The organism is Tenacibaculum profundi (genome assembly GCF_057162725.1).
In genome coordinates, this window is record NZ_CM169894.1 from 375,013 (window position 1) to 391,522 (window position 16,510).

Annotated in this window: 13 protein-coding genes; 11 read left to right on the plus strand and 2 right to left on the minus strand. The window is 28.6% G+C overall.

Features of this window, described 5'->3' with window-relative positions; genetic code table 11:
* Nucleotides 1–76: 76 nt before the first annotated feature.
* Both AC2GW8_RS01375 and AC2GW8_RS01380 read left to right on the plus strand, forming a co-directional pair.
* Complete coding sequence (locus AC2GW8_RS01375) at nt 77–2,260, plus strand: TonB-dependent receptor (RefSeq protein ID WP_440881003.1); 2,184 nt, start codon at nt 77–79, stop codon at nt 2,258–2,260.
* Nucleotides 2,261–2,265: 5 nt separating this feature from the next.
* Nucleotides 2,266–2,679: a Fur family transcriptional regulator gene (locus tag AC2GW8_RS01380; protein WP_440881004.1), complete on the plus strand. Its 414-nt coding sequence runs from the start codon at nt 2,266–2,268 to the stop codon at nt 2,677–2,679.
* Between the two features lie 194 nt (nt 2,680–2,873).
* On the opposite strand, the gene AC2GW8_RS01385 is transcribed toward AC2GW8_RS01380, so the two are convergent.
* Entirely contained in the window at nt 2,874–4,250 is a 1,377-nt protein-coding gene (locus AC2GW8_RS01385) for a vanadium-dependent haloperoxidase (protein WP_440881005.1), read from the minus strand.
* 160 nt (nt 4,251–4,410) lie between these two features.
* On the opposite strand from AC2GW8_RS01385, the gene AC2GW8_RS01390 reads away from it, so the two are divergent.
* The 4 genes from AC2GW8_RS01390 to AC2GW8_RS01405 all read left to right on the plus strand — a co-directional run bounded on the left by AC2GW8_RS01390 (nt 4,411) and on the right by AC2GW8_RS01405 (nt 8,222).
* Nucleotides 4,411–5,538, plus strand: coding sequence for a methionine aminotransferase (locus AC2GW8_RS01390; RefSeq protein ID WP_440881006.1), 1,128 nt, complete (start codon nt 4,411–4,413; stop codon nt 5,536–5,538).
* A gap of 183 nt (nt 5,539–5,721) precedes the next feature.
* Complete coding sequence (locus AC2GW8_RS01395) at nt 5,722–6,141, plus strand: ABA4-like family protein (protein WP_440881007.1); 420 nt, start codon at nt 5,722–5,724, stop codon at nt 6,139–6,141.
* A gap of 253 nt (nt 6,142–6,394) precedes the next feature.
* A complete protein-coding gene (locus tag AC2GW8_RS01400; RefSeq protein WP_440881008.1) occupies nt 6,395–7,447 on the plus strand; it encodes a sensor histidine kinase in 1,053 nt (350 codons plus the stop codon).
* A gap of 22 nt (nt 7,448–7,469) precedes the next feature.
* Nucleotides 7,470–8,222, plus strand: coding sequence for a LytR/AlgR family response regulator transcription factor (locus AC2GW8_RS01405; protein WP_440881009.1), 753 nt, complete (start codon nt 7,470–7,472; stop codon nt 8,220–8,222).
* A gap of 182 nt (nt 8,223–8,404) precedes the next feature.
* Here the strand turns inward: AC2GW8_RS01405 and AC2GW8_RS01410 are convergent, their stop codons facing one another.
* Nucleotides 8,405–10,747, minus strand: coding sequence for a TonB-dependent receptor (locus AC2GW8_RS01410; protein ID WP_440881010.1), 2,343 nt, complete (start codon nt 10,745–10,747; stop codon nt 8,405–8,407).
* A 648-nt stretch (nt 10,748–11,395) separates the two neighbouring features.
* Between AC2GW8_RS01410 and AC2GW8_RS01415 the strand changes: the two genes are divergently transcribed.
* The 5 genes from AC2GW8_RS01415 (at nt 11,396) to AC2GW8_RS01435 (ending at nt 16,418) form a co-directional block, all read left to right on the plus strand.
* Nucleotides 11,396–12,001 (plus strand): sensor histidine kinase, encoded by a 606-nt coding sequence (locus AC2GW8_RS01415; protein WP_440881011.1) that lies wholly within the window; start codon nt 11,396–11,398, stop codon nt 11,999–12,001.
* Nucleotides 11,998–12,714, plus strand: a complete 717-nt coding sequence (locus AC2GW8_RS01420) for a LytR/AlgR family response regulator transcription factor (RefSeq protein ID WP_440881012.1) — start codon at nt 11,998–12,000, stop codon at nt 12,712–12,714. The genes AC2GW8_RS01415 and AC2GW8_RS01420 overlap by 4 nt, the downstream gene beginning before the upstream one ends.
* 164 nt (nt 12,715–12,878) lie before the next feature.
* Nucleotides 12,879–13,478 (plus strand): DUF6642 family protein, encoded by a 600-nt coding sequence (locus AC2GW8_RS01425; protein WP_440881013.1) that lies wholly within the window; start codon nt 12,879–12,881, stop codon nt 13,476–13,478.
* Between the two features lie 278 nt (nt 13,479–13,756).
* Entirely contained in the window at nt 13,757–14,902 is a 1,146-nt protein-coding gene (locus AC2GW8_RS01430; RefSeq protein WP_440881014.1) for a vWA domain-containing protein, read from the plus strand.
* 52 nt (nt 14,903–14,954) lie between these two features.
* The gene (locus AC2GW8_RS01435) at nt 14,955–16,418 is read left to right on the plus strand and encodes an AAA family ATPase (RefSeq protein ID WP_440881015.1); all 1,464 of its coding nucleotides are present in this window, start codon (nt 14,955–14,957) and stop codon (nt 16,416–16,418) included.
* Nucleotides 16,419–16,510 lie beyond the last annotated feature (92 nt).

Genomic DNA, 16,510 nt, shown 5'->3' on the forward strand with positions numbered 1-16,510 from the left:
TGATAACAGTAGTCTCTCATATCTTAAATTAGGTATGGGAAACTATGCTAGTATTAAAAATATCAATATAAATTAAATGTATAAATACGTGTTGAACATATTGTTCATAATTACATTTTGTGTATCTATAAATGCACAAAAATCAAATATTAAAATAAAAGTTGTTAGTAACCTTGTAAATGAGCCATTAATAGGAGCTACGATTTATTTTAAAGAATTAAAAAAAGGAGCGAATACAAACTTTGAAGGTATAACAGAAGTTATGAATATTCCCAAAGGAAATTATAATGTATCCATTTCATTTATTGGTTATCAAACGATTAATACCATGATAAAAACTCCAACGGATCATCTTTTAACTTTCAAATTAGAGGAAATAAGTAACGAACTTGAAACTGTAGTAATACAAACCACTAGAAGTACAAGAACAATCAAAAGAATTCCCACTAGACTTGAGTTTATTGGAGCTGAAGAATTAGAAGAAAAAGCCATTATGAACCCCTCTAATATTTCTATGGTGTTAAGAGAAAGCACAGGAATACAAATGCAACAGACTTCTTTAAGTAGTGGTAACATGAATATACGTATTCAAGGTTTAGAAGGACGTTATACGCAATTATTAAGAGATGGATTTCCTTTATATGGAGGTTTTTCAAGTGGTTTAAGTATTTTGCAAATCCCCCCATTAGATTTAGAACAATTTGAAATTATAAAAGGAAGTTCCTCAACATTATATGGAGGAGGGGCTATTGCTGGATTGGTTAATATGGTTTCTAAAAAACCTGAATTTACCCCATCTTTGGATTTAATGTTTACTCAAACACAAGTTAAAGGAAGTACTGCAAATATATTTTATAGTAAAAGAGGCGAAAAAGTAGGTCTTACAGTTTATGGATCAGGACACTATCAAAATGCTTTTGACCCAGAAGGTGACCACTTTAGTAACCTCCCAGAAACACATTCTGTTTCTTTAAATCCTAAACTTTTCTATTACCCTTCAGAAAAAACAAATATCTCATTTGGACTTAATGGAACTTACGATAATAGAATTGGTGGTGATATTAATAAAATAAATAATGGAAAAAATGGAATTCATCAATACACGGAAGAGAATATATCAAAAAGATTAAGTAGTCAATTTATATACGAGACCCAATTAGATTCTTTGAGCTATTTTCAAATAAAAAATAGTTTTTCTTTTTTTGAACGAAAATTAAGTATCCCAGATTTTCAATTTAAGGGAAAACAAAGAAATTCGTTTACCGAAATTACGTATAACAAATTGTTTAATAGAGGTCATTGGACTTTTGGAGCAAATTTATATACTTCAGATTTTAATGAGGATAAAAAATCTCAATTAATAAGAGATCAAAATGACCTTACTTACGGAACGTTTGTCAATAATATTTACGATTTATCGAGGCATTTGATTTTAGAGTCTGGATTACGAATTGATTATACTGATGATTTTGGTTTTTTTCCATTACCTAAGGTAGCATTGCTTTATAAAAATAAAATGTTTTCTTCAAGGATAGGAGGAGGGTTAGGGTATAAGATACCTAACATATTTACAGAAGAAGCTGAAAATATTAATTTTCAAAATATTGTAAGTATTAATAAAAATTTGATAAAACCTGAATATTCTTATGGTGTGAATCTGGATGTTAATTTTAACAAAAATATATCAGATAAATTAACCATATCTATAAACCAGTTATTCTATTTATCATCGATTAAAAATGGACTTTTATTAAATGATTTGAATAATGGATTTTTTAATTTTGAAAATGCTAAAGGTAAAATCACTAGTAGAGGTGCTGAAACTAACCTTAAATTTTCGTACGAATCTTTTAGGTGGTTCTTAAATTATGCATTTATAGATACCCAATTGAATTACCTTCCAGGAAATCCCCAAAAACCATTAACAGCAAAACATAGCGCAGGAAGTGTTTTAATGTATGAATCAAAAAAATGGCGCATTGGTTATGAAACATACTATTTTGGGCGTCAATTTTTATCAGATAGAACAAAAACTAAAGATTTTATTACCATGGGATTATTATTAATGCGTAATTTTAAGTTTGGTAGTTTGTTTGCTAATTTTGAAAATTTTACAGATCAAAGGCAAAGTAATTTTTCACCTTTAGTACTTCCTCCACACGAAAAACCTAAATTTCCTGAAATATATGCACCTACGGATGGATTTATATTTAGTTTAGGTATAATTATTAAACCTTTTGGAAATAACCATGAAGATTAAGTAATATGAATAAGATAGAGAGGTTATTTATATCAAAAAATATTCGTGTAACAGCTATGCGTTTGCTTATTTATAATCTACTTGAAAGTAAAAAAATAGCTGTGGCACTTGGCGATATTGAAAAAGCCTTTGATAAGTCCGATAGAACCACTTTATACAGAACAATAAAAACATTTGAAGAAAATGCAATTGTACATCAAATTGACGATGGCACTGGGGTTGTAAAATACGCTTTATGTAAACAAGGTTGTAAATGTCAAATAGAAAAAGATTTACATTTACATTTTAGATGTAATTCATGTAATCAGACAATTTGTCTATTAGATTATAAAATACCTCCAATTCAAGTCCCTATAGGTTTTGTTTCAGAAGATATTAATATGGTTATCAAAGGTATCTGTGCTACATGTAATGTATAGGACTATAAATCATAAGTTATGTTGAAATAAAAAGTTAGATTTTTTCTAGTATACATTCCGTATAACCAATTGATAAGTATAAAATTAAAATTGGAAATGAAAAATAACCACTGTCTTCTTAAACAGTGGTTATTTGATTATTATAATGTATGTGAAAGGTTTTAACCTTTATTTATGGAAAAAATAATTAATTATTATTCGAATAACTGAATCACATTTTTTCCGATATTATAACCTTGTTCCAAGCCATTATCTATAGCTTCTTGATAATGGATACCTCCATACAACCTTGAAATAGCTGCTTCTTCTGCCATTGCAATAAAATTTTCAAAATACCTTGGTGTTCCGTTAATATCTGTACGATGCTCATGTGTTTTATCTGTAAAACTATAATTTTCACCAAAAATTGAACCTAAAATTTGGGCAAGAACTCCTGATTGAACTGAGTGCCCTGAGGTGTATTCAGGAAATGGAGGGGTTATTAAAATAGGTGACCAGCCGGCATCAATATATTTATTAATATAGGTAATAGGACGAACATAATTAGTTTCGTATTTTGTTTTCCAACAAGAAATAAAAGCATCGTTAATTCCGATAGCAAGCATAGCAAATGCTTCTGAAGATTGATAAATATTGAATTCATTCTCTTCAATCAATTGATTTAGAATTGCAATAGAATGCCCAGGTGGTGTCGCTGAAGTTTCAGGATCATCTGACCAGAATTCAGCAATGATTATTTCTTCTTCTGAAACGTTGTTAACCGCCTCATAAACTGCAAAAGCTCTTTTGTAAAAAATAGAATTTACATCAGTGGAATATGCTGGTGGTGTTGAAGGTTGTACATCTTGTATGTTAGAATTAAGGAAAGGTCTGTTATTACCCCAAAAGGGTTGCAAAGCTGATAAGAAATCAGGCCCTGTCGGTTTCCAAAACTGCTCTCCCTGTTTTGGGCTATAATCATCAGTAAAATTAGAAAATTGACAATCTAGACCACCATCAGTTTCAGACCATGCTATAATCTGTGAGGTAACTTGATTTCCCAGTGCAATGGATTGATTTAAAATAGTTTTATTTGTATTAATTGAAAAAATAGAATTGTACTGCTCTCTCAATTTTAAAATACTTTTTTTGTTAACATCTGTAGCATTTTTATAAAAATAAGTCATCATATTTGCCAAAATAGTATTGGCAACGCTTGACCAATTATACAACTTTGTATTATCATAATTTATGGTAATATTTAGCTCGGTTAATTTATCAGAAAGACTATTTTTTTCTATCATTCCAAGTTGTATTCCCTCATACAGAGCAATACCTGTATATCCAAATGCCCTTGCAGCTACAGGTGGAGTATAACCGGATGTTTCTGTAGTAAGCTTTTTCATTAAATTGAACCAATCCACCACTACATTTGAACTATATTTATCGGGAGTATTATTTTCTAAATTAACATCATTTACTTCATCAGTACTACAAGAATAAAAGTAAATGAAAATGAATAGTATCCTAAGGGATGTTGTTTTTTTAAGAAGTATTTTACACCAAAATGTTTTTTTTCTTTTTGATTTCATAAATAAATATTAATTTTTGATCAAAATACCTAAAAAGTAATAGGAAATCAAAAAATATTTCGTTCAATTACTAAAAAGTTTAGATAAAGTAATATCAAAAAGTCCAGCATCAATAATTGATATTTTCAAAGTTTTTTTAAAACCTTTAAAACCAAAACCAATGACTAAATTGAAAAATACAGAAACTAGTATATTCAGCGTAATTTCTAAGATGTCTCATCAGTATAAAGCAATTAATTTAGCGCAAGGTTTTCCAGATTTTGATATTGCTCCCCGTTTAATAGAAATAGCCAAAAACTCTTTTAGTAAAAATATTCATCAATATACACCTATGACAGGCTTACCTAGTTTATTAGATAAAATAGTTGATATAACATATAGACATTATAAAAGAAAGGTAAGTGCCTCTTTGAATTTATTAATTACAGCAGGAGCAACACAAGGGATTTATACTACAATTAATGCCCTTGTAAAACAGGGAGATGAAGTTATTATTTTAGACCCTTCTTATGACAGCTATCAACCTTCTGTATTGGTTGCTGGCGGGGTGCCAGTTCGTATTTCCCTAAATAATGATTTCTCTCCTAATTTTAACAAAATAGAAAGTGCCATTACTTTAAAAACAAAGATGATTATCATAAACAATCCCCATAATCCAACAGGTAAAATTTGGGATGAAAGAGATTTTAACTTTTTAGAATTACTTTTGGATAAGTACCCTGATATTATTTTATTAAGTGATGAAGTCTATGAACACATTTCTTTTAAGCATAACCATATTTCTGTAAATACAAGACCTAAGCTTATAGATAAAACTGTTATAATTTCATCATTTGGTAAGTCATTACATATAACAGGTTGGAAAATAGGATATCTAATTGCTCCAGAAAATATAATGTATGAAATCAAAAAGGTTCACCAATTTTTAGTTTTTAGTATTAGTAGTACCTCTCAATATATTTTATCTGAATATCTAAAAGAAGTTAAATTCAATGGTATAGCAATAATGTATGAAAGAAAGCGTTTGCTTTTTAGAGAATATCTTAAAGGTAGTAGATTTAAGCTTTTACCTTCTGAAGGAACCTATTTTCAGTTGATTAATTACGAAGAGATTAGCTCTAAAAAGGATACTGAATTCGCTAGGGATTTGATAAAAAAGTTTGGTGTTGCTACCATTCCTATATCTGTTTTTTATAAGAACAAAACAGATAACAAAACACTACGTTTATGTTTTGCTAAAACAGATAAAACGTTAACAGCTGCTGCTGATATACTGTCAAGTATTTAACTTCATTCAGTAGTTATTCATAAAAATATTTTTCATTTTTATGTCTGTAACAACTTAAGACAACCTTTGATACGACGATTCAAAGACCTTATACTTCATTTCAAAAGGTTTCTTTTCTGAAAACCTACTATTTAGTTCAAATTTGCCGGGTAATTTTAAATAAATATAAATAATTCAAAACATATGACACCTTCATTAGTTTTTTCAATCGTCAGCACAATAGTAACTCCAATGTGGTTACTACTAGTTTTTCTACCCAACCATAAAATAACAAGATGGTTAATTGAAATTAAGTTTATTCCTGTTTTATTATCTTTAGTTTATGCCTCTTATATTATACCTTCTTTATTGAGTAATGGAATGATGGATTTTGGAGATTTAGCATCTGTAGTAGAGTTATTTACAGATGAAAAAAAGGTGTTGGCTGGATGGACACATTTTTTAGCTTTTGATCTTTTTCTTGGTATGTGGATGGTAGAAAAGAACGATACTTTAAAAATACACCCAGTACTTATGGCACCTATTTTAATAACAACACTTATGTTTGGTCCGATAGGTTTTTTATGTTTTATGTCAATTAAAATATATAAAGAAAAAGTATAAACAGATCTAAAAAAGTAATTTAAGGATTATAATTATTGAACCATAATAAATTTGGAAATCTATTCCTTATGTAATACGTAGCACTATTTGCACGGTGCACAAATAATTCCGTTATTCGTATCGTAAATAAGTGTAATGGTAAATATCAATAAGTAATAGCACTCGTTTTTTGATACTTTTGTTAACTTAAATTAACTTTTTATTAAAAAATATCCTATTTAAGTAATAATGTAGTAATTTTATAATTAAATCTATGGCTCTATTTAATAAAGAAAAACGTATAAAATCTCTAGGGTTTAATGATATTTGGTTTTCGTTTGCAGGTATTTTTTTTATTAGCATTATATTATTTTACTTACTCAATAAGGCATCAAACGAAACAAGCTTTCATATTATATTTATTAGATGGGGTATTTTTTTATGTTTTACCATTTTAGATTGGATTATCATTAGGACTATTTTAATCTTCCTAAGAACAAAATACAATGACTTTAAAAACGATATAAAACGAACAACTATTTTATTTTTCTCTCTTATAATTGTCATCATTTCAGTTGAATTTATAGGAGGTTTTTTACTTTCTTTAATTTTTGGACTTTTGGGTACTGAATATACCCACAGTTTAGACTTAAAAATATTGATAACGACTATAATCACGACACTCATGATAATGGCTATTTACGATGCTATTTATTACTATATAAGGCTTAAAAAATCCATTAGAGTTGAAGAGCAAGTCAAACAAATAATGGTGCAAGCACAACTGGATACTCTAAGAAACCAAGCGCAGCCTCATTTTTTATTTAATAGTTTAAATACATTGAGAGATGTTATAGATCAAGAATCCAAAGAATATGCAATCAATTTTGTTGATAATTTATCGAATGTTTATCGCTTTATTCTCGATTCTGCTGCTACCAATACAATTTCAATTAGGGAAGAGCTCAAATTTGTAAGAGCTTACGTTTACATACAGCTGGAAAGGTTTGGAAATAATTTGCAAATTAAATGGAATATACCACCAGATAAAGAGACTTGTTTAGTAGTTCCAATGAGTCTTCAGCTTTTAATTGAAAATGCCATAAAGCATAATATTATTTCTAAGGCAAAACCACTTGTTATCACTATTAACATTAAAGATGATCATTTAGTAGTTAGAAATAAAATTCAGTTAAAATCCACGAAAATTCCCTCTACCAAAATAGGACTAAAAAATATACAAAAGAGATATAAATTAATATCAAGTAAAACACCTGAAATTATAAATGAAGGCAACGATTTTATCGTAAAATTGCCTTTACTTTAATTTTATAACTAAATTATAAACAATGGAAATTTTAATTATTGAAGATGAACAACGTGCAGCGAGACAATTAGATAAGTTGTTAAAAAATAGTTCTTTTGATTTTCAAATATTATCCGTAATTGATAGTATTGAAGAAGCTGTCTTATGGTTTAAAGATAACCCTTACCCTGATTTAATTTTTATGGATATTCAATTAGCAGATGGTTTGAGTTTTGAAATTTTTCATAAAATTGAAATAAACGTTCCAATTATTTTTACAACTGCTTTTGATCAATACGCCATTCGTGCATTTAAAGTTAATAGTATCGATTATTTATTGAAGCCTATTCAACAAGAAGACTTGAATAATGCCTTAAATAAGTTTAATAAATCTAAGCCAGAAGTTATTGAACCGCTTGTTTTAAAAGAACTTTTGAATTCGTTGCAAACTTCTAAAAGAAGAAAAGGTATACTTGTGAAAGAGGGGAATAGCTTTATTCAGATACAAACTTCTGAATTAGCCTATATTTATTCTCAAACAAGTATTACATTTGGGATTACACTTGACAATAGAAGGTTTATTATTGATGAAACTTTAGACAATTTGTTTGATTCTTTAGAGCTTTCTGAATTTTATAGAATCAATCGTGGACAAATTGTTATGAGGTATGCAATAAAAAAAATAGAGCCATACTTTAATCATCGATTAAAATTACAGATTTTAAATTCAAGAGATTTAGAGTTTGTTGTTAGCAGACAAAAAACTACAGACTTTAAAGAATGGTTGAATAGTTAGTGAAATTTTTCTATTCATTTATAATTTAAATAAAAAACACACACAACAACCTGTATTAAGTTGTTGAATTCTAGCGCTATAGTGTATAAAATTTAATAAACTAAATTTATTTTGAATAGTTATTTAAAAAGAAAGACTGATTTCAATTATCAGTCTTTCTTTTTTTTAAAACAAAACCTTAATTAACTCCGTTTTGTGTATTCTCTTCGTTTTCTCTGACGGTTCTTGTTCGCTAAATTATTATTACCAAATTTAAAATTATATTTTAACGTTAAATATAAGTATCTGGAAGAAGGAGAAATAAATCTTCTATTGAAAGTAAATCCATTAACGTCTCCAATAGCGCTATTTAATCTTGAATTGAAAATATCATTTGTTCTCAAAGTTATACTACCCTTTTTCTTCAAAATATCTTTTCGAAAAGCCAGATTTATATAAGTTATCCCCCCCAATTCTTCTTGAGGGCTAGTTCTTCTCGGAGCAATAGTAATATTGGCTTGAATACTAAAGTCATCAAAAGGTTTAAATGTATTATTAATCCTATAATCTTGACTAAATGTTTCATTATTTAAAAATTGAATATTATTATATTTTCCTAAATAATAAGTTGCATTTAAATTAACATTCCACCAATTAGCAAATTTAAATTTAGAGTATAACTCCAACCCATAAATGGTACTATTACCAATATTTTGTGGGGAAATTATTCTATTATTACCTTCAATAGTATTAAAAAAACGAATTGTATTTTCTTTTCCATTAAGAAATAATGAAGAGTTTAAGTTAAAACCTTTAAAATCTTTAGAATAACTAAATTCTATCTTATTCGAATATTCTGGCCTCAAATCTGGATTACCCCTAAATTGAGAATATTGATTTATTTGATTGGTAGTATTGCTAATCCACCAAAAATTAGGTCTAGATATTCGGCGACTATAACTTAAAGAAAAATTATGCCCATTCTTTTCATAAGAGCTACTCAAGGAAGGAAATAAATTAGTGTAATCATAACTCATAATACTTTCATTAGCAGACAATCTAATATTTGTATATTCTCCGCGTAACCCCATTTTAACTTTAAACTTGCCAATATTTTTATCTAAAACACCATATAAAGCATATATTTCATCGTTATAAAAATAATCAGCATTGATATTTGTAATATTTGGATTGGTTACAACCACTCTTTGTATTTCGTTTAGGTCTCTGAAATCACCACGCAATCCAAATTCCCAAGTTCTATGATCATTGCTATTGTAATAATCAGCACTCATAGTTAAAATATTACTATCACTTTTTAAGTCTTCAATCCTAGTTCCTTCAATTCTATCTCCAGTAGTTTTTTGATCAACATCTGAATTGAAAGGTGATATAGAGAAATTAGCATCTATCTCAAAGTAATGATTAGATTTATCAAATTCTTTTCTATAATTTAAATTATAATTAGTATTCTGTCCCCCACCATTGTCAATGGTCATAACGTTTAATAATGTAGGAGAAGTTGGTATTGAATTAAGGCGTTGCTCTGTTTTGTTTGCATCAAGACTGCTATATCTAAATTTACTAAATTCTATAAATCCTGAAATTGTATTAGTTGAGTCTATATAATAATCAACTCCTCCTTTTACATAAGCAGGAGACTCCCAAGTATTCAATCTATTTAAATCTGTGAAAAAAGAAAGATTTTGACGTTCCTCTTCATTAGTACTGTCAAGCTCGTAGTATCCTTTATAATAACTATAATCCGTAAATACCTTTACTTTATTTGTGGTATAACTTGCATTTAAATTTCCATTATGTCTAGGCTTATCTCCAGTACCGGCTCCAAGAGAAATATTAATATAACCTCCTTTTAAATATGATTTTTTGGTGATTATATTGATAACACCAGACAGACCTTCTGCTTGATATTTAGCTGATGGATTATTAATAATCTCTATTTTATCAATAGCTTCAGAAGGTATTTGTTGTAAAAGCCGATCGTTGGGCAGAGATGAATTTCTTCCATTTACCAATATCTTTATATTTTGATCACCCCGGAGACTTATATTATTCGTTTCGTCAACGGTGATTGAAGGTAATTGATTTAATATTTCACCTGCTCCAGCACCTGTTGCCAATAAATCTTTACCAATATTTATAATTTTACGATCACTTTTGTGCTGAACTGTGGTTAACTCAGCCTGAATTACAACGTCTTCTAATATGGTGGCGTCCGTTTCTAATTTGATAGATAACATATTGGTATCTTTTACTGGAATAGCAATCGGTAACTCAATAGTTTTATAACCGATAAAACTTACTTTTAATTTATATTCTCCTTCGAGTACGTTATCAATTGTAAATATTCCATCTTCAGAAGTTATTACGCCTTTAATTACATTTTGATTTTGATAAAGTACAATGTTAGCCCAAACGATAGCCTCGTTTGTCTTTGCATCAAAAACGTTTCCCTCTATTGTATGTTGAGCAAACGTTGTATTGTAAACCATAAAAAAAATTAATGAACTTATTATTCTTTCCATACTCATATTTCTATATCTTTAATTTAAATTTAAAACTAGAATGATAAGTCTTTAATTAAAAACAAAGTGTACAAATATGAGATGATGATGTATAAAAGCTTTAATGGTACATTTCATCAGTTGATACATTTATAAAAAGCGTTTCATCTTAATCAATATTACTTTCATACATTTTTTTTGGAGTCAATAAAAGGATAACTACCTTTATATGTAATTTTAAGAGTCGTATTTTAACCAAAAAGTATGAATTATAAATTTTTAGTAAAACCAATAACACACTTATTTTTTTGGGTGTTGTATTTTTTTATTGTGTTCATTCTAAAACCCTATTACGGAAAAGAACCAACAAGTTGGTATGATAGAATAGACATAAAACTATTAATTATAGTATTGCCTTTAACCTACGCTAATGAGTTTTTTTTACTACCTTATTTTTTTAAGAAAAAGCGATACTTAAATTACCTTACATATTCTTTTATAATTATAGCTTTACTTTTTATAGTTACTACATTTTATTGTTATTATATTATTAATTGTTACTGTGAGTATACGATTTGCTTGGGCAGTAACTTATGGAAATTTTTATTACCACTTATTTTTTTATCATTAATTTGGTTTTTGTTCTTATTATTTGAGAAACAAAAGCAATTGGAGTTATCAGATAAAGAACGGCTTGAAATTGAGTTGAAATTTTTAAAATCTCAAATAAACCCACATGTGTTATTTAATAACATGAATACGGTATACGCTCAGGCAGTAAAAGGCAGCGATAATGTAGCTGAGATGATTCTTATGCTTTCCGAAAATTTAAAATATATTTTATACCAAAGTGAAGTTAAAACAATTGCATTAGAAGAAGAAATTGGGTTCATAGATAATTATTTAGAGTTTCAAAAATTAAGGACAGAAGGTATAAATCGAGTTATTTTTAATAAGAATATTACTTCCTATAATTATAAAATAGCCCCTTTGCTACTTATTAGTCTTATTGAAAATGCTTTTAAACATAGTACTTATAAAGAAGATGCACTGAGTGACATTGTAATAGAATTAAATGTAAATGATGGTGTACTTAAATTTTATTGTTCCAATGAGTTTGCAATGGACGGGACTACAAGACATACAGAAGGCTTTCAAATTGGGCTTAAAAATTTAAAAAAACGACTGCATTTGTTATATCCCAATACACATAGTTTTACTATTCTCAAAATAGAAAACACATTTATTGCTCAATTAGAAATTATTTTACAATGACCTGTATTATTATAGAAGATGAAATACCCGCTCAAGAAATTCTTGTATCCTATATTCATAAAATTCCTGATTTAGAAATCAAAGGGGTCTTTAATTCACCTATAAAAGCGAATACTGTTTTAAAAAAAGAAAATATAGACCTGTTATTTTTAGATATTAATTTACCAACGATCTCAGGACTTAATTTTTTAAAAACACTTTCAAATCCACCAAAGGTAATAATGACCACCGCCTACGCAAACTATGCGGCTGAAAGTTTTGAATATGAAAGTATTATAGATTACTTGTTAAAACCTTTTAGTTTTGAGAGGTTTTTAAAGGCCATTAATAAACTAGATACAAAGCAGCAATTAAATACCAGTATTATAAAAACGGATGTTCTTGAAATAACTCAGAATGAAGATGCCGTTTTTATTAATGTAGACAAAACACTTCATAAAGTAGATTTAAATTCGATAATTTATGTTCAATCAGATCGAAACTATGTAACAGTGGTTACAAAAATAAATAGCCTTACTTTTATTGATAGCCTAAAAAAATGGAATAACTATCTTAAAAAGGATCATTTTATTCAAGTACATAAGTCATTTATAATTAATCTAAACTATATAGAGAAAGTAACCGGAAACATTGTTTATATTAATCAACAAAAAGTACCTGTTGGAAAGACGTTTAAAGAAACTTTATTTCAAAAAATAAAACCTATTAATTAATTTACAAGTTAAGCCAGCTAAAAAGAAAAATATTATTGTCTATCAATAGAATAGAGGAGAGGCTTGCGAGAATTTGAAGTTTGTTATATTTTAATGTTTGAAATCACTTTTAAAAAAATAAAATAGTTGTATTATTTTTGCGTTTTAGCTTCAAAAACTAAGATTTGTTAGAAAGAAAACAGCATTTACCGGAAGAAAATTATTTACCTACAGATTATTTTATATTCTGCTTAGAGGCTGTTCGTGATATTGAAATAATAGAAACTACCCGAACGCAAAAAAAATTAGAGGAGTTAGCTATGCAATATGGAATTACAAGTGTTCATAAAACTTGTGACACCATTGAAGCTTTAGAAGGCAGTTTAAATACGTTAGTTTTAGATGATCATAATTTTAAAAATTACGAAATCATATATTTGGTAATGGAAGGAGAAGCAAATAGTATTTGCCTGAACAACTACTATTATAGCCTACAAGAAATTGCAGAAATTTTTGAAGGAAAATTAAATGGTAAGTTACTTCATTTTTCTAGCGCAAAAATTCTTGATTTAGATGAAGAAGAAGCTCAGTATTTCCTTGACATAACAGGAGCTAAAGGTATTTCTGGATATGGAAACAACTACCCTGAAGTTTCTAGTGCTAATTTAGACAAAGTTTTCTTTAATCTTTTTGAAGAAGATGATGATATGTTAAATGTAGTTGAAAAATTATATCAAAAGCACTATAAAGTATGTAAACTATTAGACTTTAGGCTTTATTATTAAAAATATAATAATTTTGTTGCGAGTTGTTTTTTATTATAAGGTTTGGGCTATAAAAGATTAGATACTAAATCTAGTATCTAAGTTAACAATAGGAAAAAAATATCAAAAGTTGTAATTTTTTAAATTTGTAAAAAACGCTACAAAGGGGACATTATTTTACTTCTCATAAAAGAAAAAGAAGCTTTAATGGATTCTTTTAACTAATTTATATACATTATAATTTATCTATTAAAAGATAATAACTGGTTTTAAAAAACAAATAGTCGTATTTTTATAACATGGTTAAACAGTACACAAAAGGGTTACGTTTTGAAAAGTTTAAGGAAAAAGAAATCCCCCCATTTGATAAATTATTTGATATCTTCAAAGAATTACTTACTTATACTTCTGGAGATTTTGATGAAGCGTTTACTTGGTTAAAACAATTAGATAAAGAATATAAGCTAACTACTCCTGAATATACATTGGATGATTTTTTGGAAGATTTAAAAAATAAAGGCTATATAAGGGAAGAATTTGGTGATAGTACCGGTAATGGAGATGACCCAAATGACAAGAAAATAAAAATTACTTCAAAAACAGAACAAGCCCTGCGACAAAATGCATTAAATCAAATTTTTGGAAACTTAAAAAAACACGGTGCTGGTAATCATAAAACAAAAAAAAGTGGTGCAGGAGATGAGCTTACAGGAGAATTTAGAGATTATAATTTTGGAGATTCCTTAGATAGAATTTCTATGACAGAAAGCATTAAGAATGCGCAGGTTAATAATGGAATAGGTAATTTTTCGTTGACGGATCAGGACCTTATTGTGCAAGAAACAAATTTTAAAGCTCAAATGAGCACTGTATTGATGATTGATATTAGTCATAGCATGATTCTATACGGAGAAGACAGAATTACTCCTGCCAAAAAGGTAGCAATGGCGTTAACAGAACTTATTAGAACTCGTTACCCTAAAGATACCATGGATATTTTAGTTTTTGGAAACGATGCTTGGATGATTTCCGTTAAAGATTTACCTTATCTAAAGGTAGGTCCGTATCATACCAACACCGTAGCAGGTTTGCAACTTGCATTAGATATTTTAAGGAGAAAAAGAAATACCAATAAGCAAATCTTTATGATAACGGACGGAAAACCTAGCTGTTTAAGGTTATCTGATGGCACTTATTATAAAAACAGTAATGGTTTAGATAGTTATATTGTTGAAAAATGTTACAATATGGCCGCTCAAGCTAGAAAATTGCACATCCCCATTACCACATTTATGATAGCAAAAGACCCTTATTTAATGCAATTTATTCAGCATTTTACGGTTGCCAATCAAGGAAAAGCTTTCTATACTGGTTTAAAAGGTTTAGGAGAAATGATTTTTGAAGATTACGAACAAAACAGAAAAAGAAATATTCGAAAATTTTAATAAGAACAACAATAAAAAAGTATTCTCTACATACTTTATTACAATATTTAACATGAATCACCAGAATATAAAAACATTAGGAGCCCTAAAAGCATCAGGTTATCAATCGCTTTCAATAAAAGACGAATTACGAAATAACCTTATCAAAAAATTAAAGCAACAAGAAACTGTTTTTACAGGAGTTTGGGGATATGAAGACTCTGTAATTCCAGAACTAGAAACAGCTATTTTATCGAAACATAACATCAACCTTTTAGGACTAAGAGGGCAGGCAAAAACAAGGCTAGCTAGGTTAATGGTTACGTTACTTGATGAATATATACCTATTGTAAAAGGATCTGAAATTAATGACGATCCTTTATACCCTTTATCAAGATACGCTAAAGAGTTGATTGCTGAACATAAAGATGAAACTCCTATTTCTTGGGTGCATAGAGAAGAGCGTTTTTTTGAAAAATTAGCTACTCCTGATGTAACTGTAGCAGACTTAATTGGAGATGTGGATCCTATCAAGGCGATGAATTTGAAATTAAATTATGCAGATGATCGTGTAATACATTTTGGAATGATTCCAAGAGCCAACCGGTGTATCTTTGTTATTAATGAAATACCTGACTTACAAGCTCGAATTCAAGTTTCTCTTTTTAACATTCTACAAGAAGGAGATATTCAAATAAGAGGTTTTAAATTGCGGTTACCTTTAGATATACAGTTTGTATTTACGGCAAATCCTGAGGATTATACAAATAGAGGAAGTATTGTAACTCCGTTAAAAGATCGTATTGGTTCTCAAATTTTAACACACTATCCCAAAACCATCGAAATTGCTAAGAAAATTACAGCGCAAGAGGCTACTTACTTAGCGGAGCAAAAAACTAAAATATATGTTCCTGATATGGCTAGAGATATCATAGAGCAGTTAGTGTTTGAAGCAAGAAAAAGTGAATATGTAGACTTAAAAAGTGGGGTAAGTGCCCGAATGAGTATTGCTATTTTTGAAAATCTTTTAAGTACTGCCGAGCGAAGAAGTTTACTGAATGAAGAAACAGAAACATCGGTGAGAGTACTCGATTTTTTAGGAACTATTCCTGCTATAACAGGTAAAATGGAATTGGTTTACGAAGGAGAGCAGGAGGGAGCTGATATTGTGGCTCATCTTCTACTAAACAGTGCTATCAAAACAATTTTTAATACCTTATTTCCTGAAATCAAGAAATTAAGGAAAGACGATGAGACCTCACCATACGATGCAATTTCAGAATGGTTTACAACAAAAGAGGCGGTGGAGTTGCTTGATGATATGGACGATTTATATTTCAAAGAACAATTAAATTCCATTGTTCCTTTGACTTCATTAATAAAAAAATATCAGCCAAATACTACTGAAAAAGACATCTCTTTCTTACAAGAATTTATACTTTGGGCATTGTCAGAATATAAAATCTTGAGTAAAGAGCGTTTCAATACAGGCTATCAATTTAATGATCCTTTTAGTAATTATATTAATGGGATTTAAAATAATTTTTCAAACAAACACACGATTCAAAATAGTAATCACAAGCATAAGCATTTTTTTTAAAATGATACTCAAAACAAATTGAAGAGGTT

Excerpts from the sequence above, each read along its gene's own strand:
- AC2GW8_RS01435 (WP_440881015.1), top strand. The coding sequence starts at position 14,955 with ATGAATCACCAGAATATAAAAACATTAGGAGCCCTAAAAGCATCAGGT.
- AC2GW8_RS01380 (WP_440881004.1), top strand. The coding sequence starts at position 2,266 with ATGAATAAGATAGAGAGGTTATTTATATCAAAAAATATTCGTGTAACA.
- AC2GW8_RS01410 (WP_440881010.1), bottom strand. The coding sequence starts at position 10,747 with ATGGAAAGAATAATAAGTTCATTAATTTTTTTTATGGTTTACAATACA.
- AC2GW8_RS01400 (WP_440881008.1), top strand. The coding sequence starts at position 6,395 with ATGGCTCTATTTAATAAAGAAAAACGTATAAAATCTCTAGGGTTTAAT.
- AC2GW8_RS01395 (WP_440881007.1), top strand. The coding sequence starts at position 5,722 with ATGACACCTTCATTAGTTTTTTCAATCGTCAGCACAATAGTAACTCCA.
- AC2GW8_RS01385 (WP_440881005.1), bottom strand. The coding sequence starts at position 4,250 with ATGAAATCAAAAAGAAAAAAAACATTTTGGTGTAAAATACTTCTTAAA.
- AC2GW8_RS01405 (WP_440881009.1), top strand. The coding sequence starts at position 7,470 with ATGGAAATTTTAATTATTGAAGATGAACAACGTGCAGCGAGACAATTA.
- AC2GW8_RS01375 (WP_440881003.1), top strand. The coding sequence starts at position 77 with ATGTATAAATACGTGTTGAACATATTGTTCATAATTACATTTTGTGTA.
- AC2GW8_RS01390 (WP_440881006.1), top strand. The coding sequence starts at position 4,411 with ATGACTAAATTGAAAAATACAGAAACTAGTATATTCAGCGTAATTTCT.
- AC2GW8_RS01430 (WP_440881014.1), top strand. The coding sequence starts at position 13,757 with ATGGTTAAACAGTACACAAAAGGGTTACGTTTTGAAAAGTTTAAGGAA.
- AC2GW8_RS01420 (WP_440881012.1), top strand. The coding sequence starts at position 11,998 with ATGACCTGTATTATTATAGAAGATGAAATACCCGCTCAAGAAATTCTT.